Below are 18353 nucleotides of genomic sequence, written 5' to 3' on the forward strand. Positions count from 1 at the left end.
CCCGGCGAACGACGCAGCCCCAAGGGGCGCGAGGAACTGCGCATTCTTGGGGCGCGGGGAACTGCGCAATCTTGAGGGGCGCGGGGAACTGCGCGAAAGTCGGCCGACGAGCCCCAGCCCCCGCCACCCCCGGTGGGCCCCGCATGACCCCGAGGCCCCCGCCGCCGCGGGCAGGTGCGAGACTTGCCCACATGCCAGTGCTCGACCCGAACCCCCAGAACGGCCAGAAGAAGATGCTGATCGTCTTCGGCTCCTTCTTCGCCATCTTCGTCGTCATCGCCGTCATCGCCTCCATCGCCGCCCCCTGATCCGGCACCGCCCCGACGCAGGGGGTGGGGCTAACCCCCCTGTCCCCTAGGGGGTGAGGGTCAGGGTCAAGTGGGTGGATCACCGGATGGGCCCGAGCCCCCACGGCCCGTAGCTTCGAGGTGTGGCCGCGGAATGCGGCCCGCGAACCACTCGAAGACCTGCGGAGGCACCCATGTCGGCCACCCTGCACACGCGGCCCCGCCCGGCGACCTCGGGCGCCGGCACCAGGCTGCCCTGGTGGGCCCTCGCCCTGCCCGTCCTGGCCTTCGTCACGCTGTTCGCGCTGATACTGAACCCCTCCGAGGCCCACGCGGCGTCCGGCGACGACCCCGCGATAGCCCAGCTCGTCGAGCGTGCGCAGCAGCTGTTCGACCTTGGACGATGACCCCGGCCCAGGTCAGTGCCGAAAGGGGTCGGCGCTGGTCACGGCCCTGATGAGGGCGCCTTCCAACTCCCTGCGCCTTGTGGCGTCTTTCATGCGAAGCTGGGACGCATGAGCGTCGCAGAACCCCGCAGGATCGTCCTCTTCCGCCACGCCAAGGCCGACTGGCCGCAGGTGAACGACCATGACCGGCCGCTCGCCGAGCGGGGCCGCATGGACGCCGCAGAGGCCGGACGGAGGCTCGCCGACACCGGCATCCCCTTCGACCTGGCCCTGTGCTCCACCGCGGCCCGGACCCGCGAGACCTGGAAGCTCGCGGTCCACGAGCTCCCGCACCGCCCGCGGACCGTCTACGAGGAGCGGGTCTACGAGGCCTCTCCCGGTGACCTGATCGCCGTGCTCAACGAGACCCCCGACGACGCACGCCACCTCGTGCTGATCGGCCACAACCCGGGTGTCCACGGCCTCGCCGAGATCCTGTCCGGCGATTCCGAGGGCGACAGCGCCGTACGGATGAACCGCCGCGGCTTCCCCACCGCCGCATACGCGGTGCTGACCTTCAGCGGACCCTGGAAGAGCCTGGAGCCCGGCGTCGGCACCCTGGTCGACTACTGGGCGCCCACCGACTGAGCGGCCCGCACACGGAAGAGGCCCGGCGCCGCGAGGGCACCGGGTCCTTCACCCGTGGGTCCGGGCGCGCTGTGACGCCGGGGGCGGTCCGCAGAAGGGGCAGGCGACCCGCTCACTCCACCGCGTGGGTGTCCGCCGCCTCGACCTCTTCGCGGGTGATGCCGAGCAGATACAGGACGGCGTCGAGGAACGGCACGTTCACCGCCGTGTGGGCCGCCTCCCGGACCACGGGCTTGGCGTTGAAGGCGACCCCGAGTCCGGCCGCGTTGAGCATGTCCAGGTCGTTGGCGCCGTCGCCGATCGCCACGGTCTGCGACAGTGGCACCCCGGCCTCCGCCGCGAACCGGCGCAGCAGCCGTGCCTTGCCCGCGCGGTCCACGATCTCGCCGGTGACCCTGCCGGTGAGCCGGCCGTCGACGATCTCCAGGGTGTTGGCCTGGGCGAAGTCCAGCCCCAGCCGCTCCTTGAGGTCGTCGGTCACCTGGGTGAAGCCGCCGGAGACGACGCCCACCTGGTAGCCGAGCCGCTTCAGGGTGCGGATCAGGGTGCGCGCGCCGGGAGTCAGCCGCACCTCGGCGCGCACCTTGTCCACGACGGAGGCGTCGAGCCCCGCCAGGAGCTCCACGCGCGCGTGGAGCGACTGCTCGAAGTCCAGCTCGCCGCGCATCGCGGCCGCCGTCACCTCGGCGACCTTGTCCTCGCACCCGGCGTGGGCGGCGAAGAGCTCGATCACCTCGTCCTGGATGAGCGTGGAGTCGACGTCCATGACGACCAGCCGCTGGGCGCGGCGGTGCAGCCCCGCCGCGACGACCGCGACATCGACACCGAGCGCCGCGGCGTCGGTCACCAACGCGGTGCGCAGCGGCTCGGTCTCCACACCGGAGACCGCGAACTCCACGGCGGTCACGGGGTACTTGGCGAGCCGGAAGATACGGTCGATGTTCGCACCGACGTTGGTGATCTTCGCGGCGATGGCGGCGGTCGCCTCCGCGGTCAGCGGGTGTCCCAGCACGGTCACCAGGGACCGGCCGAGCCCGCGCGGCCGGTTGTCGCCGATGCCGGAGATGATCTCCGCCTGCATCTTCATCGACTCGGCCCAGCTGTGCACGGTCGCCCGCAGGTCGCCCTCCGTGCCGCGCGGCGGCTCGGTGACGAGTGCGCACAGCACGATCCGGCCACGGGTGACGACCTGCTCGATGTCGACCACGTCGACCGAGTAGGCGGCGAGGGTGTCGAAGAGTCCGGCCGTGATGCCCGGCCTGTCCTTGCCGAAAATCTTGACAAGGAGGGTGGGGACGTCAGAGGTCTGCGAAGCACTCATGGTGTTCCCACCGTATCCGGCACCCAGTGCCGTACGCCCGGCAGGTCCGCCTGGCGGACAGGGAACTCTGCGTGTCCACCCGATGGCGCGCTCCGGACGCCGAGACGGCGGCCCCGTTACCGACGCAGCTCACCGGTGTGGCGGGGGCGGCTGCGAGACGGCGCCCCCGTTGCCGACGCGGCTCAGGTGACCTCCTCGGCGCGGGTCACCGCCGTCCCCCGGGCGGCCGTGGTGTGCCGGGCGGTGGTGGTGGCCCTTCCTCGGGTGAGGTCGGCGGCCGTCGGCCGGGATGGGTGCCTCGGCCCGGTGACCGTGGGGGCGGTGGTTCGACGGGCCCGCGCATGGTCGGCGCGCCGTAGAGGTCGGCGGACGGGGAGTCCGAAGCCGCGCCGAGCCGGTCGCCGGCCGATCCGCCGTCCGGGGGACCGGGCTCGCCGACACCCCCGCTCCCGGCCTCCGGCCAGACCACCGCCCCCGGCGGCAGGGCGTCCTCCGGCTCCCGCACACCCTCGGGCAGCCGCAGGTACGGGTTGGTGTGCGGATTCGGCGGGCGGTACGGGGCTCCGAGCGTGTACGGACCCGACGACCCCGGCGAGCCCGGCAGGGCACCCGAGGACGCCGCGTCACCCAGTGCCAGCGGAGCGACCCGCCGCCCGGCCGCCCCGCACACCCATGCCAGCAGCGCTCCGGCGGCCCCCGCGCCCGCACCCCACACCGCGCCGAGCAGCAGGGCCACCCCGGGCCGTGCCTCCAGCCGCACCCCGGAGCCGAACGCGTCGACCCCCAGCACGGACAGTGAGGCGTCCACGGACACCTCCACCAGCCACGCCAGCAACGGCAGAGCCACCGCGGTCACCGCCCCCAGCCGCAGCGCGCACACCCCGGCGAAACGCAGAGCACCGCCCTCACGCGCCCCCGCGGAGCCCCGTACCCCACCAGAGGCGAAAGCCTCACCGGACACCGGCGTCCGTGCCGCCGTCAGCACCCCCGCCAGCAGCATCGCCACCACGGCGGCCACGCCCAGCAGCCATACCCGCTCGTCCAGTTCGGCCAGCCGCGGCAGCGTCACCGCGCGGTCGGAGCCGGCGAGGAGGTCGTCGAGCGGGTGCGGCAGGAAGCCGGCCAGCGGGCCCGTGGCCTCCCCGACGAACGGCACGAAGAGCCCGACCGGCAGTCCCAGCCACACCCCGTTGGGCGCGCCGAGCAGCGCCGCGCCCACGATGCGCCGGGGATGGTCGTCGCCGAACGCCGCCCACCCGGCGGCGGCCCACCCCGCGGCCACGGCCAGCACCAGCACGCCCACCAGGGCGGAGACGGCCGGCCGGACCACCCGGTGCAGGGCGTGCAGCCGGGCCGGCAGGGGAGTGCGGCGTGAGGCCAGCAGGGCGACGAGCAGCACGCACACGACCCAGAGGGCGCCGTTCACCAGCGTGGGCGAGGTGTCGACGGTGAACCCGACGGCCGCCTCCGCGTCGACCAGGTCGCCCACCCGGTCCGGCAGCAGCCCGCCGATGTCCCCGATTCCACCGATGTCCCCGATGTCACCGAGTCCCGGGATCTCCAGGCCGCCCGAGCCCCCGGAGCCGCCCGTGCCGGGCAGCCCGTCCAGTCCCAGGGCGCCGCCGTCGATCGTGACCACATCGTGGCCCGCCCAGGCCAGCCCGCCCAGCATCGCCACGAACAGGGCGACCACCGCGCCCGCGCGGGCCAGCAGTTCGGCCGGTGGGACGACAACTCCGGCCGCCCGCAGGGACCGTAGGAAGAACCACGACAGCAGCAGCGCACCGACCAGTCCCACGCCCAGTGGCGCGATCTCGATGGCCGTGGTGGCCTGGGCGCTCTCGAGCCCGAAAGCGGACACATCGCCGGACGGGGTCACCTCCCCACCCGCCCCGAGCGCCACGACCGCCGCGGTCATCGCCCCCAGTTCGCCCGCCGAGTCCGCCCCCAGCAGATGCAGCCCCAGCGCGGCGGTGCCCGCCATGCCGATCAACGCCCAGCTCACGGCGGCGATCGCGGCCAGCAGGACGTCGATCCAGGGCACTCCCGCGTGCGACCGCGCGGTTCCGGCATTCATGGCAGACCCCCCGATCCGCGAAGCGGCGCGCATGCCGCGCATGTCCCCCTCGCGTGGATTACCACTCTCCGCGCAGGTTTCAACCCCCGTCAACGACAAAGCCTCGGTGCGCCGGTGCGCGGCTTCCCCAGGCCCGACTTTCGGTCAGGGGGCCCCTACTGAAATAGTTCCCCCCGATGTTCGACATCCCTAGACTCCCTGCGACGGGGGTAACTCGGGGGACAACTCAGTGGGGCATGGAGTGCCGGAACTCGTACTGGAAACAAACGGACGGACCTGGACGCTGGATCCGTCCCGGTCCTACACGCTCGGACGCGATCCGCAGGGAGACGTCGTGTTCGACGACGCCAGGGTCTCCTGGCGGCACGCCACGGTCAGCTTCAACGGCCGCAGTTGGGTCGTGGAGGACCACGGCAGCACCAACGGCACGTTCGTGCAGGGGCAGCGGATCCATCAGCTGGAGATCGGTCCGGGCACCGCGCTGCACCTGGGCAACGCGACCGACGGACCGAAGGTCGGCCTGAGCGGCGCGACGGCCGGCGTGACCACGCCGCAGGCGCAGCCGCAGCAGCCGTACGCCGCCCAGGGCGCGGGCCCCGGCTGGGCCCAGGCGCCCCAGCAGCCGGCGCCGCAGGCGAACCCGCAGGCCGGCTGGCAGCAGCCGCCCGCCGGGAACAACATCCCGCAGCAGCAGGGCGGGCCCGCCGCGGGCCCGGGGGCGCCGGTCTACGGCGACCGCAGCCCGACCACGTTCCACCAGTTCTCGCTCGGCCGTGTGATGCGCATCGGCCGTTCGCTGGAGAACGACCTGGTCGTGTCGGACCTCCAGGTCTCCCGTCACCACGCGGAGTTCCACTCCACGCCCGACGGCCGCATGGAGATCCGCGACCTCGGCTCGCACAACGGCACGTACGTCAACGGTCAGCCGATCGCCAAGGGCGGCACCACGCTGCTCGGCCCGGCCGACATCGTCGGCGTCGGCCACTCGACGTTCCGTATCGTCGGCGACCGCCTCGAGGAGTTCGTCGACACCGGTGAGGTGTCCTTCTCCGCCCGCCACCTGACCGTCACGGTCGACGGCGGCAAGCAGATCCTGCGGGACGTCTCCTTCGGTGTCCCGGAGAAGTCGCTGATCGCGGTCATCGGCCCGTCCGGCTCCGGCAAGTCCACCCTGCTCAAGGCGCTCACCGGCTACCGGCCCGCCAACCAGGGCGAGGTGCTCTACGACAACCGGAACCTCTACAAGCAGTTCGCCGAACTGCGCCAGCGCATCGGTCTGGTCCCGCAGGACGACATCCTGCACAAGGAACTGACCGTCAAGAAGGCCCTCAAGTACGCCGCCAAGCTGCGCTTCCCCGCCGACACCACGGCGTCCGAGCGCGAGGCCCGTATCGACGAGGTGCTGCGCGAGCTCAAGCTCGACATCCACAAGGACAAGAAGGTCACCTCCCTGTCCGGCGGCCAGCGCAAGCGCGTCTCGGTCGCCCTGGAGCTGCTGACCAAGCCGTCGCTGATCTTCCTGGACGAGCCCACCTCGGGCCTCGACCCGGGCATGGACCGCGATGTCATGCAGCTGCTGCGCGGGCTCGCCGACGACGGCCGTACGGTCCTCGTCGTCACGCACTCCGTGGCCGAGCTGGCGATCTGCGACAAGCTCCTCGTGATGGCGCCCGGCGGCTCGGTCGCCTACTTCGGTCCGCCGGAGGAGGCGCTGAACTTCTTCGGCTACGACACCTGGGCCGATGTGTTCTCCGCGTTCGAGAACTACCGCGACTACGACTGGGCGGGCCGCTGGAAGGGCTCGCAGCACTACCAGATGTACGCCGCGGACATCGACGCCGTCGCCCCGCAGGCCGTACCGATGCCGGCGCTGCAGGCGATGAAGCCGCCGAAGCCGCAGGGCTGGATGTCGCAGTTCGTCACGCTGGTGCGCCGCTACACCTCGGTGATCGTCTCCGACAAGGGCTTCCTCGCCCTCATGGTGATCCTGCCGGCCGTCCTGGGCGCGGTGAGCCTGCTCATCGACCCCGACCGCGGCCTGCTGCCGAACCCGCCCAACCAGGCGGGCCGGGTCATCCCCAACGGCACGGCCACCACGGTGCTGCTGATCCTCGCCGTCGGCGCCTGTTTCGCGGGCGCGGCGAACTCGGTCCGTGAGCTGATCAAGGAACGGGTGATCTACGAGCGGGAGCGCGCGACCGGCCTGTCCCGCTCGGCTTACCTGATGTCGAAGGTGTTCGTGCTCGGCATGATCACCGTGTTCCAGGGCCTGCTGGTGGGTGTCATCGGCTTCTCCACCCGTGAGATCCCCGAGGAGGGCCTCGTCCTCGGCAGCGCCACCATGATCGAGCTGTCGGTGCCGATCATGGCCCTGGGCTTCACCTCGATGATGTTCGGCCTGATCATCTCCTCGCTGGTGAAGACCGCCGAGAAGACCATGCCGCTGCTGGTCATGTTCGCGATCATCCAGGTCGTCTTCACCGGCTGCCTCTTCGCCCTGAACGGCACGGTCGGCGTCAACCAGTTCTCGTACCTGATGCCGTCGCGCTGGGCGGTGGCCGCCGCGGGCGCCACGCTGGACTTCAACAAGATCAGCCCGCCCGAGGAGGGCGCCGGCACCGACCCGCTGTGGGAGCACACCGTCGGCGCCTGGGGCATGGACATGGCCGCCCTGCTCGTCCTCGGCGTGATCTGCGGCTTCTTCGTGGCCCGCTTCCTGCGCCGCCACGAGCCCGAGGTCATGCGCAAGTAGCAGGGTCCGGTAGGACCCCGAAGGGCGGCACCCCGTCAGGAGGGTGCCGCCCTTCGGCGTCTACGGGTACAGAGGTCCGCGCCAGGCCTCAGTACGCGCTGTTGACGTTGTCGATCGAGCCGTACCGGTCGGCCGCGTAGTTGGCGGCCGCGGTGAGGTTGGCGACCGGGTCGTACTGGCTCCAGGCGGTGCCGGGGACGTGGTACGCGTCGAAGGTCGGCTTGATGATCTGGAGCAGACCGATCGACGGGACACCGTTCTGGGCGTTGATGTCCCAGTTGTTGATCGCGTTCGGGTTGCCCGAGGACTCCCGCATGATGTTGCGGTGCAGACCGTTGTAGGTGCCCGGGATGCCCTTGTCGTGCATGATGTCCAGCGCCTCGCTGATCCAGCCGTGCAGGTTGTTGCCGTAGGACTTCTTGACGACCTTCTGGACCTGCGGGCGGGCCGTGGACCGGCTCGCGGCCTTCTTCGCGGCGCGCTCCTTGGCGGCCTTCGCCGCGGCCTTCTCGGCGGCTGCCTTCGCGGCCGCCTTGCGCTTGGCCTCGGCAGCGGCCTTCTGCTTCGCCTCGGCGGCGGCCTTCTTCTGCGCGGCGGCCTTCTCGGCGGCCTTCTGCTGGGCCTCGATGGCCTCGACCTTCACGGAAGCGGCGGCGAGCCGGTCGGTGAGGGACGCCCTGACCTCGGTCGTCTTCGCCGCTTCGTACGCCACGGGCGCCGCGGGGGCCTCGGCCGTGGTGGTGTCCGCGTTGGCGGGCACCACGGAGAAGGCGAGGGCGGCGGCACCGAGGGCGGAGACACCGGCGAGCGCGAGCTTGTGGGACTTGGCGAGCGCGCGGCCGCGGCCGGTATTCAGGGAATGCTTGGGCATGACTGATGGACCTCTTCGTTAGCGCGGAGGTCGCTCGTGTCCGGCGGGGAAACCGTTTCGTCCGGCGGGGACGCGGTTGCTTCCCACACGGATCGCCGCGGACCGTGAGACCCGCGGCGCTGAGCGACGGGTGCCATTCTTAGCGGCCGCAAAACGGCCAGGCAAAGGTGTGACCTACGATCCCCGATAGTGGACCCGGGAGGGGCAAATCAGGACAGAGTGGAGCGTCTTTCCCGTTGGGGCCGGGCGAGCTTGTCTCCTATGCCCCTTCGTACGTGACCTGGGCCCTATGCGGCGCTTCACATCGCGGGCGCGACTTCCTCACCTGGAGTTGCCTCAGCAACGCTCTGTGTGAGTGGCCTCCTCCGTGAGGAGGAGCCGGGCGACGCCCAACTCGTGCCACGGGCGGCGCCCGCGCGGAACCTCGTCGTCCGCGCGGCCGACCACGGCCCGCGCCGCCCGCCCCGGACACGGGCGGCGAGCGGGCGCGGCCCTCCGGCGTAGGTCGGCCGCCCTAGGACGGCAGGCCCAGACCGGAGCCGTCACCGGTCGGATCCGCACTGTCACACCCCGCCGGTACCGTGAGGACATGAGTCAAGGTCCCCGGTCCGGCCTCGCCGCGGTCAGCGCCGCGCTGCTCGCCATGAGCAGGCATCTGGAGGTGCGCGACGTCCTCAAGACGATCGTCGCCTCCGCCCGCGAGCTGCTCGACGCGCGCTACGCCGCACTGGGCGTCCCCGACGACCACGGCGGCTTCGCCCAGTTCGTCGTCGACGGCATCAGCGAGGAGCAGTGGAAGGCCATCGGCCCGCTGCCCCGCCAGCACGGCATCCTCGCGGCGATGCTGCACCAGGCCAGGCCCGAGCGCCTCGCCGACGTCCGCAAGGATCCCCGCTTCGAGGGCTGGCCCGCCGCGCACCCCGAGCTCTCGGACTTCCTCGGCCTGCCCATCCGCGACGGCGACGAGATCATCGGCGCGCTCTTCCTCGCCAACAAACTGCATCCCGTGGAGGGGCACCTCCCGGGCGCGAAGCCCGACGGCGGCTGTGGCTTCACCGAGGAGGACGAGGAACTCCTCGCGATCCTCGCCCAGCACGCCGCCATCGCCCTCACCAACGCCCGCCTGTACGAGCGCAGCCGTGAGCTGACCATTGCCGAGGAGCGCTCCCGCCTCGCCCACGAGCTGCACGACGCCGTCAGCCAGAAGCTGTTCTCCCTGCGCCTGACCGCCCAGGCCGCCGCCACCCTCGTCGACCGCGACCCCGCCCGCGCCAAGGGCGAGCTCCAGCAGGTGGCCGCCCTGGCCGCCGAGGCCACCAACGAACTGCGCGCCGCCGTCGTCGAGCTGCGCCCCGCCGCCCTGGACGAGGACGGCCTCGTCGCCACCCTGCGCAACCAGGCCAAGGTCCTGGACCGCGCCCACCACGCGCGCGTGACATTCGCCAGCCACGGCGTACGGGCCCTGCCCGCCGCCCAGGAGGAGGCCGTGCTGCGCGTGGCCCAGGAGGCCCTGCACAACGCGCTGCGGCACTCGGGCGCCGAGCACGTCGGCATCACCCTCGACCGGCGCGGCGGCGGCGCCGTCCTGCGCGTCACGGACGACGGCAGCGGCTTCGACCCGCGGACGGTGCGGCAGGCCGGCCGCCATCTCGGCCTGGTCTCCATGCGGGACCGCGCGAGCGGCGTCGGCGGCGGCCTGTCGGTGGAATCGGTGCCCGGCAAGGGCACCACGGTCGAGATGGAGGTCCCCGGTGGCTGACGCAATCAAGGTGCTGCTCGTAGACGATCACCAGGTGGTCCGCCGAGGTCTGCGCACCTTTCTGGAGGTGCAGGACGACATCGAGGTCGTGGGCGAGGCCGCCGACGGCGAGGAGGGCGTCGCCCGTGCCGAGGAGCTGCGGCCCGACGTGGTCCTCATGGACGTGAAGATGCCGGGCATGGACGGGGTCGAGGCGCTGCGCCGGCTGCGTGAGCTGGACAACCCCGCGCGCGTGCTGATCGTCACCAGCTTCACCGAGCAGCGCACGGTGGTCCCGGCCCTGCGCGCGGGCGCCGCCGGGTACGTGTACAAGGACGTCGACCCCGACGCCCTGGCCGGTGCCATCCGCTCCGTCCACGCGGGCCACATCCTGCTCCAGCCAGAGGTTGCCGACGCGCTGCTGTCCCAGGAGGAGGCCAACTCCGGCCAGGGGAGAGGCGGCTCGCTCACCGACCGGGAGCGGGAGGTACTGGGCCTGATAGCGGACGGCCGCTCCAACCGGGAGATCGCGCGGGCCCTCGTGCTGTCGGAGAAGACGGTCAAGACCCATGTCTCGAACATCCTCATGAAGCTCGACCTGGCGGACCGTACGCAGGCGGCGCTGTGGGCGGTGCGTCACGGAATGGCGGGCTGACGACCGGTTCCCGGGCGGACGTGCGCCTTCCGGACGGCAATTCGGAAGGTTCCCTTCCGGGCTGAGATTCATACCGTCGTGGGAATGTCACCCGGATGGCGCATCCTCCGGGCGGCTCCGGCGTTCTCCAGTCCGTACTGCGGCGACTGCCGCGGTGATCACCAGGAGGGCTTGAGAAGTGATGAACCTGAAGAAGGCAGCGGCCGTGACGATGGTGGCCGGTGGTCTGGTGGCCGCCGGAGCCGGGATGGCCTCCGCCACCGACGCGCACGCCCACGGCAAGGCCGAGCACTCTCCGGGTGTCCTCTCGGGCAACCTCGTCCAGGCCCCGGTGCACGTCCCCGTCAACGTGGTCGGCAACAGCGTGAACGTCGTGGGCCTGCTCAACCCGGCGTTCGGCAACGCGGGCGTCAACAACTGACCCCCACCGCCTGACCAGGGCCCCTCCCGCCACGACCGACGAGAGGGGCCCTCAACCACCCCGCCCTCCCCAGCCGCAGGCGTCCGCCGCCCGGTCGCGCAGTTCCCCGCGCCCCCAAGTACCCCAGCCGCGGACATGCGTGCCACCAGCCGCGGGCATGCGTGCCGCCAGGGGCGGCACGGGTGGGCGCGGCGGCACCTCGCACCGCCGAGTGGCGCACCGCCCCGGTCCTCAGCCGTAACGGGGCCGCACGCCATAAGCACCGGCGCGCGCACCGCCCCGCCTTGATCCGCAACGCGAGCGGCACGCCACACGCGCCGGGTCGCGCAACCCCCCCCGGCCTCAACGACAACGCAGGCGGCACGCCACAAAGGCAGGGCCGCGCGAACGCCCCCGCCGGACGATCACCGCTCCCGCTCCTCCACATACGCGTTGTACGCGGCCACCTGAGCCCGCCGCCCCGTCCGCTCGACCGGCCGCAACGCGGCCCCCCGCGCGGCCATCTCGGACGCGCTCACCGCACCCCCGTGCCCGTTCTCGTACGCGAGCGACACCAGCAACCCCACCCGCTGCGCCAGCTCCAGCACCCGCACCGCCCGAGGCGGATACCCGGGCGCCAACACCTCCCGCCCCCGCTCTGCCCGAGCCCGGTACGCGTCGAGCGCCGCCGCGGCCACCGGCCCCGACGCGGCGACATCCAGCCGCGTCAACACCTCCGTAGCCTCCCGCAGGGCCTCCGCCAGCTCCCGCTCCGCCTCGGCCAGCGACGGCACATCGGCCGGCGGAGCCTCCCGCACGGCCAGACAGTGCCATGTCACCTCGACATGCACATCACCCGCGGGCCCGGCCTCGTACACCTCCGGCACGAGCCCCAGCGCCGCCCCGTGGCACACGACGGCCTCCTCCGCCTCCAACGCCCGCGCGTTGAACTCCGGCGGCCCGCTCAGCCCCAGCGGATGCCCGGGCGCGGGCAGCGCCACCCGCAGCCCGGTCACCCCCAGACCCCGCAGACGCCCCAGCGCGAGCGTCAGCCCGACGGGCGCCGATTCGCCCGGCAACCCCTCCACCCGGTGCACGGCATCCCCGCCAACGATCGCCAGCACGGCGTCATCCGGCGAGACAAGTCCGGCAAGAAGGGCATTTCCCCAAGCGGCAAGGCGACCAGAGCGCGGTTCCGAAAGCATGCCCCCACCCTAAGGAACGCCCAAGCACCGGACCGATGGAACAGCCCGGCCGACCAGTGGCGTAGATTTCCTTGAGGGCTGCGCCCATCGCGCGGCGGACCGAGCCCACAGGCGAACGCGACAGCCGAGACCGGCCACACTGCAAGGGGAGACAACGCGCTCATGAGCGATGTTCTGGAGCTTCAGGACGTATCCGTGGTCCGCGAGGGCCGGGCTCTGGTGGACCAGGTCTCCTGGTCGGTGAAGGAGGGCGAGCGCTGGGTCATCCTCGGCCCCAACGGCGCCGGCAAGACCACCCTCCTCAATGTCGCGTCCAGCTACCTCTACCCCAGCAAGGGCACCGCCACCATCCTCGGCGAGACCCTCGGCAAGCCCGGCACCGACGTCTTCGAGCTGCGCCCCCGCATCGGTGTGGCCGGCATCGCCATGGCCGACAAGCTCCCCAAGCGCCAGAGCGTCCTGGAGACCGTCCTCACCGCCGCGTACGGCATGACCGCCACCTGGCAGGAGGACTACGACGAGGTCGACGAGCAGCGCGCCCGCGCCTTCCTCGACCGCCTCGGTATGAGCGACTACCTGGAGCGGAAGTTCGGCACCCTCTCCGAGGGCGAGCGCAAGCGCACCCTCATCGCCCGCGCCCTGATGACCGACCCCGAGCTGCTCCTCCTCGACGAGCCCGCCGCCGGCCTCGACCTCGGCGGCCGTGAGGACCTCGTCCGCCGCCTCGGCCGTCTGGCCCGCGACCCGATCGCCCCCTCCATGATCATGGTCACGCACCACGTCGAGGAGATCGCCCCCGGCTTCACCCACGTCCTGATGATCCGTCAGGGCAAGGTCCTCGCCGCGGGTCCGCTGGAGCTGGAGCTCACCTCCCGCAACCTTTCCCTCTGCTTCGGCCTCCCGCTCGTCGTCGAGCAGGTCGGCGACCGCTGGACCGCCCAGGGCCTGCCGCTGTCCTGACCGTCAACAGGCCCACGGGACAATACCGTTCACACCCCATCGCGCCCTGTCGGCGACCGGAGCGCGGACCTACCATGACCATGTGAACGACATCGATGCCTGGGTGTGGTGGCTGATCGGCGCGGCCGCGCTCGGAATACCGCTAGTCATCACCGCCATGCCGGAACTCGGCATGCTCGCGGTGGGTGCTGTCGCCGCGGCCGTCGTGGCCGGTTCCGGCGGCGGCGTCGTCCTTCAGGTCCTCGCCTTCGTGGTCGTCTCGGTCGCGCTCATCGCGGTCGTACGGCCCATCGCGAACCGGCACCGCGACCAACGCCCCCAACTCGTCACCGGGGTGGAGGCGCTGAAGGGCCGACAGGCCGTCGTCCTGGAACGCGTGGACGCCTCCGGCGGCCGGATCAAGCTGGCCGGCGAGGTCTGGTCGGCCCGGGCCCTCGACACCGACCGCGCCTTCGAGATCGGCGCGGAGGTCGACGTGGTGGACATCGAAGGAGCCACGGCGATCGTCATGTGACCTTGTCAGCCATGGTGTGGCGCAACTGGACCGAACGCCCCACGGGGCAGGCGACGTTCTGTCAGACTCGACCAGCAAGATCTTCGACAAACATAAGATCTGCCCAAAGCGCCGCGGCGGAGAGAGGCACGGGGAACATCGATGGAACCGATCATCATCGTCCTGGTCATTCTGGTGGTGTTGGTCTTCATCGCCCTGATCAAGACGATCCAGGTCATCCCACAGGCCAGCGCCGCCATCGTCGAGCGCTTCGGCCGTTACACGCGCACGCTGAACGCGGGCCTCAACATCGTCGTCCCGTTCATCGACACCATCCGCAACCGCATCGACCTGCGTGAACAGGTCGTCCCGTTCCCGCCGCAGCCGGTGATCACCCAGGACAACCTGGTCGTCAACATCGACACGGTCATCTACTACCAGGTCACCGACGCCCGCGCCGCGACGTACGAGGTCGCCAGCTACATCCAGGCGATCGAGCAGCTCACCGTCACCACGCTGCGGAACATCATCGGCGGCATGGACCTCGAGCGCACCCTGACCTCCCGCGAGGAGATCAACGCGGCCCTGCGCGGCGTCCTCGACGAGGCCACCGGCAAGTGGGGCATCCGTGTCAACCGCGTCGAGCTCAAGGCCATCGAGCCGCCCACCTCCATCCAGGACTCGATGGAGAAGCAGATGCGCGCCGACCGCGACAAGCGCGCCGCGATCCTCCAGGCCGAGGGTGTCCGCCAGTCGGAGATCCTGCGCGCCGAGGGTGAGAAGCAGTCCCAGATCCTGCGCGCCGAGGGCGAGGCGAAGGCCGCCGCCCTGCGCGCCGAGGGCGAGGCCCAGGCCGTCCGTACGGTCTTCGAGGCCATCCACGCCGGCGACCCCGACCAGAAGCTCCTCAGCTACCAGTACCTCCAGATGCTCCCCAAGATCGCCGAGGGCGACGCCAACAAGCTCTGGATCGTCCCCAGCGAGATCGGCGACGCCCTCAAGGGCCTCTCCGGAGCCATGGGCAACTTCGGCGCCCAGATCCCCACTCCCACCAACGGGGCAGCAGCAGAGCGCACCGAAAAGCCCAAGATCGACTGACAGAGCCCGAAAAACGCGCAGTTCCCCAACACCCAAAGGGGCGCGGGGAACCGCGCAACAGTCCTTACGGCCACCCTTCCTTGGGGCGCGGGGAACTGTGCGAAGGTCTCACGACCAACCCGTGGCCAAGAACCGCCCCAGGCCTCGACCAACCCTCTTGGGGGCGCGGGGAACTGCGCGACAAGCCACGGACCAACCCGCACCCGCCCCGCAGCAGAGGCCCCCGGCCCCTCGCAACAGAGGCCCCGGCCCCCGGATCAGGCCGCGTCCAGCGCCAACCACTCAGGCAGCGCCGCAAAATCCTCCGCCCCCAGAGCAAGCAGCATCGCATCCTGCGGAGTCGGCTCGAACGGCTCCCGCAGCAACGGCATCCCCGCCTGCTCAGGCGTCCGGTCCGCCTTCCGGTGATTGTCCTCCGCACAAGAGGCCACCGTGTTCAGCCACGTGTCCTGACCACCCTGAGCCCTCGGCACCACGTGGTCCACGGTCGTAGCCCTGCGCCCGCAGTACGCGCACCTGTGCCGGTCCCTGACCAGCACACCCCTCCGAGACCACGGAGCTTGTCTTCGGAACGGCACCCGTACGTACCTGCACAGCCTGATCACCCGGGGCGCGGGTATGTCGACCGCGACTCCTCGCATACGCAGCTCGGGGTGGGCCTGCTCGACGACGGCCTTGTCCTGGAGCACCAGAACGACGGCGCGGTTCAACGTCACCGTCGACAGCGGCTCGAAGCTCGCGTTGAGTACCAGCGTGTCCCGCATACCAGCCCACCTCCCGTGTGCACCGGCCCACCCCCTGGCGGGCTGGGAACAACTCTGGCCGGGCACGCCGAGATGGACAACGCAATATCTGCTGCTCCACGAGGGCTGAGCCTCGTACACCCCCGGCAACAAAAATGCCCGCCCCTGATCACTTCCATGACCAGAGGCGGGCAAACGTTCAATGAACGTCAGCCTTCGGCAGGCACTTCGTACTCACCGACGAGCTGTGCACGCGCGATCGCGTGGAACCGCAGATTGAAACCGACGACGGCCGGCGAGGCATCCGCGTCCGGACCGAGTTTCTCCTGGTCGACGGCGTACACCGTGAACACGTACCGGTGCGGCCCGTCCCCGGGCGGCGGCGCGGCACCACCGAAGTCCCTCGTGCCGTAGTCGTTGCGCACCTGGACGGCTTCCTGCGGCAGCCCCTCGAACTTCCCGCTGCCCGCACCCGCCGGCAGCTCCGTCACGGAGGCCGGGATGTCGAACACGGACCAGTGCCAGAACCCGCTGCCCGTCGGCGCGTCGGGGTCGTAACACGTGACGGCGAAACTCTTCGTCTCCGGCGGGAAACCCTCCCACCGCAGCTGCGGCGACGTGTTGCCGGCCGCGTGAACCTGAGCGTCCTTGAGGGTCGCGCCCTCCTCGACGTCCTCGCTCGTGACCGTGAAGGACGGCACGGGCGGATGGAAGTCATGGGGGAGCGGCCGCCTCTTGAGCTCGGTCACCTCGGTACCTCCTGATCGGTTCCTTCAGTCGGACCGAGCCTAGAACCAGTTGCGCTTGCTGCCGACCTCGGACAGCCACTGGTTGAGGTACGCCGCCCAGTCCGTCCCCTGGTAGTCGTTCAGACCGACCTGGAACGAGCGGAAGGTGTCGCTGCCCTCGCTGAACAGACCCGGCTTCTTGTCCATCTCCAGCACCACGTCCATCGCCTGCGCGTCGGCGACGAAGCTCAGCTCGACCTGGTTCAGCCCGCGGTACTGCTGCGGCGGGAGGAACTCGATCTCCTGGTAGAAGGGCAGCTTCTGGCGCGTGCCGCGGATGTGACCGCGCTCCATGTCCGCGCTCTTGAAGCGGAAGCCGAGCTGGATGAAGGCGTCCAGGATCGCCTTCTGCGCGGGCAGGGGGTGCACGTTGATCGGGTCCAGGTCACCCGAGTCCACCGCGCGCGCGATCGCCAGCTCGGTGGTGACACCGATGTGCATGCCGCGCAGCGACTGACCGTCGATCGTGGTGACCGGCGTCTCCCACGGGATCTCCAGCCCGAACGGCACCGCGTGCACGGCACCGGCCTGGAGCTCGAAGGCACCGCCCAGCGACAGCTTGGTGAACTCGATGTTCTGCTTGTACTCCTGGTCCTGGCCCTCGACCTCGACCTGCGCCTGGAGCCCGACGGAGAGCCCCTCGATCTGCTGGTTGACGGAGCCGCCCTGAATGCGGACCTCGCCCTGGACGACACCACCCGGCACCACGTTGACCTCGGTCAGCACCGTCTCCACCGACGCACCGCCGGCTCCGAGGCTCGCGAGCAGCTTCTTGAACGCCATGACTCTCCTTGTAAGACGAGTGGACCCTTGATCCCCTTGACACTGAAAACGCGCACCGGCCGTGGCCGGTTCCGCCTCCTCACCCTGGCAAGCCGGAAGCCCCCTGACCACCCCGCCGCACAGACCCGCCTGGACTACTCTCGGACGGCGTGATCGCGCCCACCGACCGTACGCCCCTGCCCCGGGACTTCTTCGACCGCCCTGTCCTCGACGTCGCCCCGGACCTCCTGGGCCGCGTCCTCGTACGTTCCACCCCGGACGGCCCGATCCACCTCCGTCTTACAGAGGTGGAGGCGTACGACGGCCAGAACGACCCGGGCTCCCACGCCTACCGCGGCCGCACCCCCCGCAACAGCGTGATGTTCGGACCGCCCGGACATGTGTACGTCTACTTCACCTACGGCATGTGGCACTGCATGAACCTCGTCTGCGGTCCTGAAGGCAGGGCGAGCGCCGTGCTGCTCCGAGCGGGCGAGATTCTCGAAGGCACCGAGCTGGCCCGCACCCGCCGGCTCTCGGCCCGCAACGACAGGGAACTCGCCAAAGGCCCGGCCCGACTCGCCACCGCCCTGGACGTGGACCGCACCCTCGACGGCACCGACGCCTGCACACCCGGGGCCACACCTCTGCGCATGCTCCCCGGCACCCCTGTCATCCGTGACCAGGTACGCCACGGCCCCCGCACCGGAGTCTCCGGCGACGGCGCCGTCCATCCCTGGCGCTTCTGGATCGCCGACGACCCGACCGTCAGTCCCTATCGCGCCCATGTGCCTCGCCGGCGCCGAGCTTGACTCGCCCCTACGAGGTGCGTAATGTAGCCCGAGCCGCTTGAACCGGGTACGGCATTCGCCAGCAGCCGGAAGCGGCCAAACCACTACCTACGACATCCCCTCGGCGGGACGTTTTCGGCATGCCCGCATGCCCGAATTCGAACTCGCGGGACTCGATTATGAGTCGGTCAGGGAATGAGCTAACGTAGTGAATGTCGAAAGGCCGCCGGGCGAAAACCCGAAAGCCAACGACAAATCCCGCTGACAGGGAATCGGGTCGGAAAAAGATCTGATAGAGTCGGAAACGCAAGACCGAAGGGAAGCGCCCGGAGGAAAGCCCGAGAGGGTGAGTACAAAGGAAGCGTCCGTTCCTTGAGA

The 18353-nt window shown here is 70.8% G+C and carries 18 protein-coding genes; 11 read left to right on the forward strand and 7 right to left on the reverse strand.

Features of this window, described 5'->3' with window-relative positions:
• The first annotated feature begins 191 nt into the window (after positions 1-191).
• The 3 genes from ACZ6SQ_RS27150 (at position 192) to ACZ6SQ_RS27160 (ending at position 1321) form a co-directional block, all read left to right on the forward strand.
• Positions 192-308, forward strand: coding sequence for an SGM_5486 family transporter-associated protein (locus ACZ6SQ_RS27150; protein WP_386379478.1), 117 nt, complete (start codon positions 192-194; stop codon positions 306-308).
• Between the two features lie 173 nt (positions 309-481).
• Entirely contained in the window at positions 482-694 is a 213-nt protein-coding gene (locus tag ACZ6SQ_RS27155; RefSeq protein ID WP_386379479.1) for a hypothetical protein, read from the forward strand.
• A gap of 108 nt (positions 695-802) precedes the next feature.
• Complete coding sequence (locus ACZ6SQ_RS27160; protein WP_389335550.1) at positions 803-1321, forward strand: SixA phosphatase family protein; 519 nt, start codon at positions 803-805, stop codon at positions 1319-1321.
• Between the two features lie 112 nt (positions 1322-1433).
• Here the strand turns inward: ACZ6SQ_RS27160 and serB are convergent, their stop codons facing one another.
• Both serB and ACZ6SQ_RS27170 read right to left on the reverse strand, forming a co-directional pair.
• Positions 1434-2642 carry a phosphoserine phosphatase SerB gene (gene serB / locus ACZ6SQ_RS27165; RefSeq protein ID WP_469566480.1) on the reverse strand — a complete coding sequence of 403 codons (1209 nt, stop codon included), beginning with the start codon at positions 2640-2642 and terminating at the stop codon, positions 1434-1436.
• Between the two features lie 205 nt (positions 2643-2847).
• On the reverse strand, positions 2848-4719 hold the full coding sequence (locus ACZ6SQ_RS27170) for a streptophobe family protein (RefSeq protein WP_469566482.1): 1872 nt from the start codon (positions 4717-4719) through the stop codon (positions 2848-2850).
• Positions 4720-4960: 241 nt separating this feature from the next.
• Here ACZ6SQ_RS27170 and ACZ6SQ_RS27175 point away from each other — a divergent pair, with 241 nt between their 5' ends.
• Positions 4961-7471, forward strand: coding sequence for an ABC transporter ATP-binding protein/permease (locus ACZ6SQ_RS27175; protein ID WP_469566484.1), 2511 nt, complete (start codon positions 4961-4963; stop codon positions 7469-7471).
• An 88-nt stretch (positions 7472-7559) separates the two neighbouring features.
• Here the strand turns inward: ACZ6SQ_RS27175 and ACZ6SQ_RS27180 are convergent, their stop codons facing one another.
• The gene (locus ACZ6SQ_RS27180; protein ID WP_469566486.1) at positions 7560-8342 is read right to left on the reverse strand and encodes a transglycosylase SLT domain-containing protein; all 783 of its coding nucleotides are present in this window, start codon (positions 8340-8342) and stop codon (positions 7560-7562) included.
• A 589-nt stretch (positions 8343-8931) separates the two neighbouring features.
• Between ACZ6SQ_RS27180 and ACZ6SQ_RS27185 the strand changes: the two genes are divergently transcribed.
• The 3 genes from ACZ6SQ_RS27185 to ACZ6SQ_RS27195 all read left to right on the forward strand — a co-directional run bounded on the left by ACZ6SQ_RS27185 (position 8932) and on the right by ACZ6SQ_RS27195 (position 11156).
• A complete protein-coding gene (locus ACZ6SQ_RS27185; protein WP_469566488.1) occupies positions 8932-10101 on the forward strand; it encodes a GAF domain-containing sensor histidine kinase in 1170 nt (389 codons plus the stop codon).
• Positions 10094-10735 (forward strand): response regulator, encoded by a 642-nt coding sequence (locus ACZ6SQ_RS27190; protein WP_386379486.1) that lies wholly within the window; start codon positions 10094-10096, stop codon positions 10733-10735. Before ACZ6SQ_RS27185 ends, ACZ6SQ_RS27190 begins: the two co-directional genes overlap by 8 nt.
• 178 nt (positions 10736-10913) lie before the next feature.
• Positions 10914-11156 carry a chaplin gene (locus ACZ6SQ_RS27195; RefSeq protein ID WP_386379487.1) on the forward strand — a complete coding sequence of 81 codons (243 nt, stop codon included), beginning with the start codon at positions 10914-10916 and terminating at the stop codon, positions 11154-11156.
• Positions 11157-11560: 404 nt separating this feature from the next.
• Here the strand turns inward: ACZ6SQ_RS27195 and ACZ6SQ_RS27200 are convergent, their stop codons facing one another.
• The gene (locus ACZ6SQ_RS27200) at positions 11561-12340 is read right to left on the reverse strand and encodes a hypothetical protein (protein ID WP_386379488.1); all 780 of its coding nucleotides are present in this window, start codon (positions 12338-12340) and stop codon (positions 11561-11563) included.
• A 162-nt stretch (positions 12341-12502) separates the two neighbouring features.
• Here ACZ6SQ_RS27200 and ACZ6SQ_RS27205 point away from each other — a divergent pair, with 162 nt between their 5' ends.
• From ACZ6SQ_RS27205 to ACZ6SQ_RS27215, 3 genes are all read left to right on the forward strand, one after another.
• On the forward strand, positions 12503-13300 hold the full coding sequence (locus tag ACZ6SQ_RS27205; protein WP_386379489.1) for an ABC transporter ATP-binding protein: 798 nt from the start codon (positions 12503-12505) through the stop codon (positions 13298-13300).
• Positions 13301-13382: 82 nt separating this feature from the next.
• Complete coding sequence (locus ACZ6SQ_RS27210; protein WP_386379490.1) at positions 13383-13814, forward strand: NfeD family protein; 432 nt, start codon at positions 13383-13385, stop codon at positions 13812-13814.
• A gap of 141 nt (positions 13815-13955) precedes the next feature.
• Positions 13956-14891, forward strand: coding sequence for an SPFH domain-containing protein (locus ACZ6SQ_RS27215; RefSeq protein ID WP_386379491.1), 936 nt, complete (start codon positions 13956-13958; stop codon positions 14889-14891).
• 257 nt (positions 14892-15148) lie between these two features.
• Here ACZ6SQ_RS27215 and ACZ6SQ_RS27220 read toward each other — a convergent pair whose 3' ends face one another.
• From ACZ6SQ_RS27220 to ACZ6SQ_RS27230, 3 genes are all read right to left on the reverse strand, one after another.
• The gene (locus ACZ6SQ_RS27220; RefSeq protein WP_386379492.1) at positions 15149-15655 is read right to left on the reverse strand and encodes an HNH endonuclease; all 507 of its coding nucleotides are present in this window, start codon (positions 15653-15655) and stop codon (positions 15149-15151) included.
• Positions 15656-15843: 188 nt separating this feature from the next.
• Positions 15844-16383: a YbhB/YbcL family Raf kinase inhibitor-like protein gene (locus ACZ6SQ_RS27225; RefSeq protein ID WP_469566493.1), complete on the reverse strand. Its 540-nt coding sequence runs from the start codon at positions 16381-16383 to the stop codon at positions 15844-15846.
• Between the two features lie 39 nt (positions 16384-16422).
• The gene (locus tag ACZ6SQ_RS27230) at positions 16423-17205 is read right to left on the reverse strand and encodes a sporulation protein (protein WP_469566495.1); all 783 of its coding nucleotides are present in this window, start codon (positions 17203-17205) and stop codon (positions 16423-16425) included.
• A gap of 149 nt (positions 17206-17354) precedes the next feature.
• Between ACZ6SQ_RS27230 and ACZ6SQ_RS27235 the strand changes: the two genes are divergently transcribed.
• Positions 17355-17996 carry a DNA-3-methyladenine glycosylase gene (locus ACZ6SQ_RS27235; RefSeq protein ID WP_469566497.1) on the forward strand — a complete coding sequence of 214 codons (642 nt, stop codon included), beginning with the start codon at positions 17355-17357 and terminating at the stop codon, positions 17994-17996.
• Positions 17997-18353: the final 357 nt, after the last annotated feature.

The organism is Streptomyces sp. NPDC048600, from assembly GCF_055587025.1.

What these genes read in the sequence shown, in the direction of transcription:
- ACZ6SQ_RS27150 (WP_386379478.1), top strand. Translation starts at nt 192, where the DNA reads ATGCCAGTGCTCGACCCGAACCCCCAGAACGGCCAGAAGAAGATGCTG.
- ACZ6SQ_RS27155 (WP_386379479.1), top strand. Translation starts at nt 482, where the DNA reads ATGTCGGCCACCCTGCACACGCGGCCCCGCCCGGCGACCTCGGGCGCC.
- ACZ6SQ_RS27160 (WP_389335550.1), top strand. Translation starts at nt 803, where the DNA reads ATGAGCGTCGCAGAACCCCGCAGGATCGTCCTCTTCCGCCACGCCAAG.
- serB (WP_469566480.1), bottom strand. Translation starts at nt 2,642, where the DNA reads ATGAGTGCTTCGCAGACCTCTGACGTCCCCACCCTCCTTGTCAAGATT.
- ACZ6SQ_RS27170 (WP_469566482.1), bottom strand. Translation starts at nt 4,719, where the DNA reads ATGAATGCCGGAACCGCGCGGTCGCACGCGGGAGTGCCCTGGATCGAC.
- ACZ6SQ_RS27180 (WP_469566486.1), bottom strand. Translation starts at nt 8,342, where the DNA reads ATGCCCAAGCATTCCCTGAATACCGGCCGCGGCCGCGCGCTCGCCAAG.
- ACZ6SQ_RS27185 (WP_469566488.1), top strand. Translation starts at nt 8,932, where the DNA reads ATGAGTCAAGGTCCCCGGTCCGGCCTCGCCGCGGTCAGCGCCGCGCTG.
- ACZ6SQ_RS27200 (WP_386379488.1), bottom strand. Translation starts at nt 12,340, where the DNA reads ATGCTTTCGGAACCGCGCTCTGGTCGCCTTGCCGCTTGGGGAAATGCC.
- ACZ6SQ_RS27205 (WP_386379489.1), top strand. Translation starts at nt 12,503, where the DNA reads ATGAGCGATGTTCTGGAGCTTCAGGACGTATCCGTGGTCCGCGAGGGC.
- ACZ6SQ_RS27215 (WP_386379491.1), top strand. Translation starts at nt 13,956, where the DNA reads ATGGAACCGATCATCATCGTCCTGGTCATTCTGGTGGTGTTGGTCTTC.
- ACZ6SQ_RS27220 (WP_386379492.1), bottom strand. Translation starts at nt 15,655, where the DNA reads ATGCGGGACACGCTGGTACTCAACGCGAGCTTCGAGCCGCTGTCGACG.
- ACZ6SQ_RS27230 (WP_469566495.1), bottom strand. Translation starts at nt 17,205, where the DNA reads ATGGCGTTCAAGAAGCTGCTCGCGAGCCTCGGAGCCGGCGGTGCGTCG.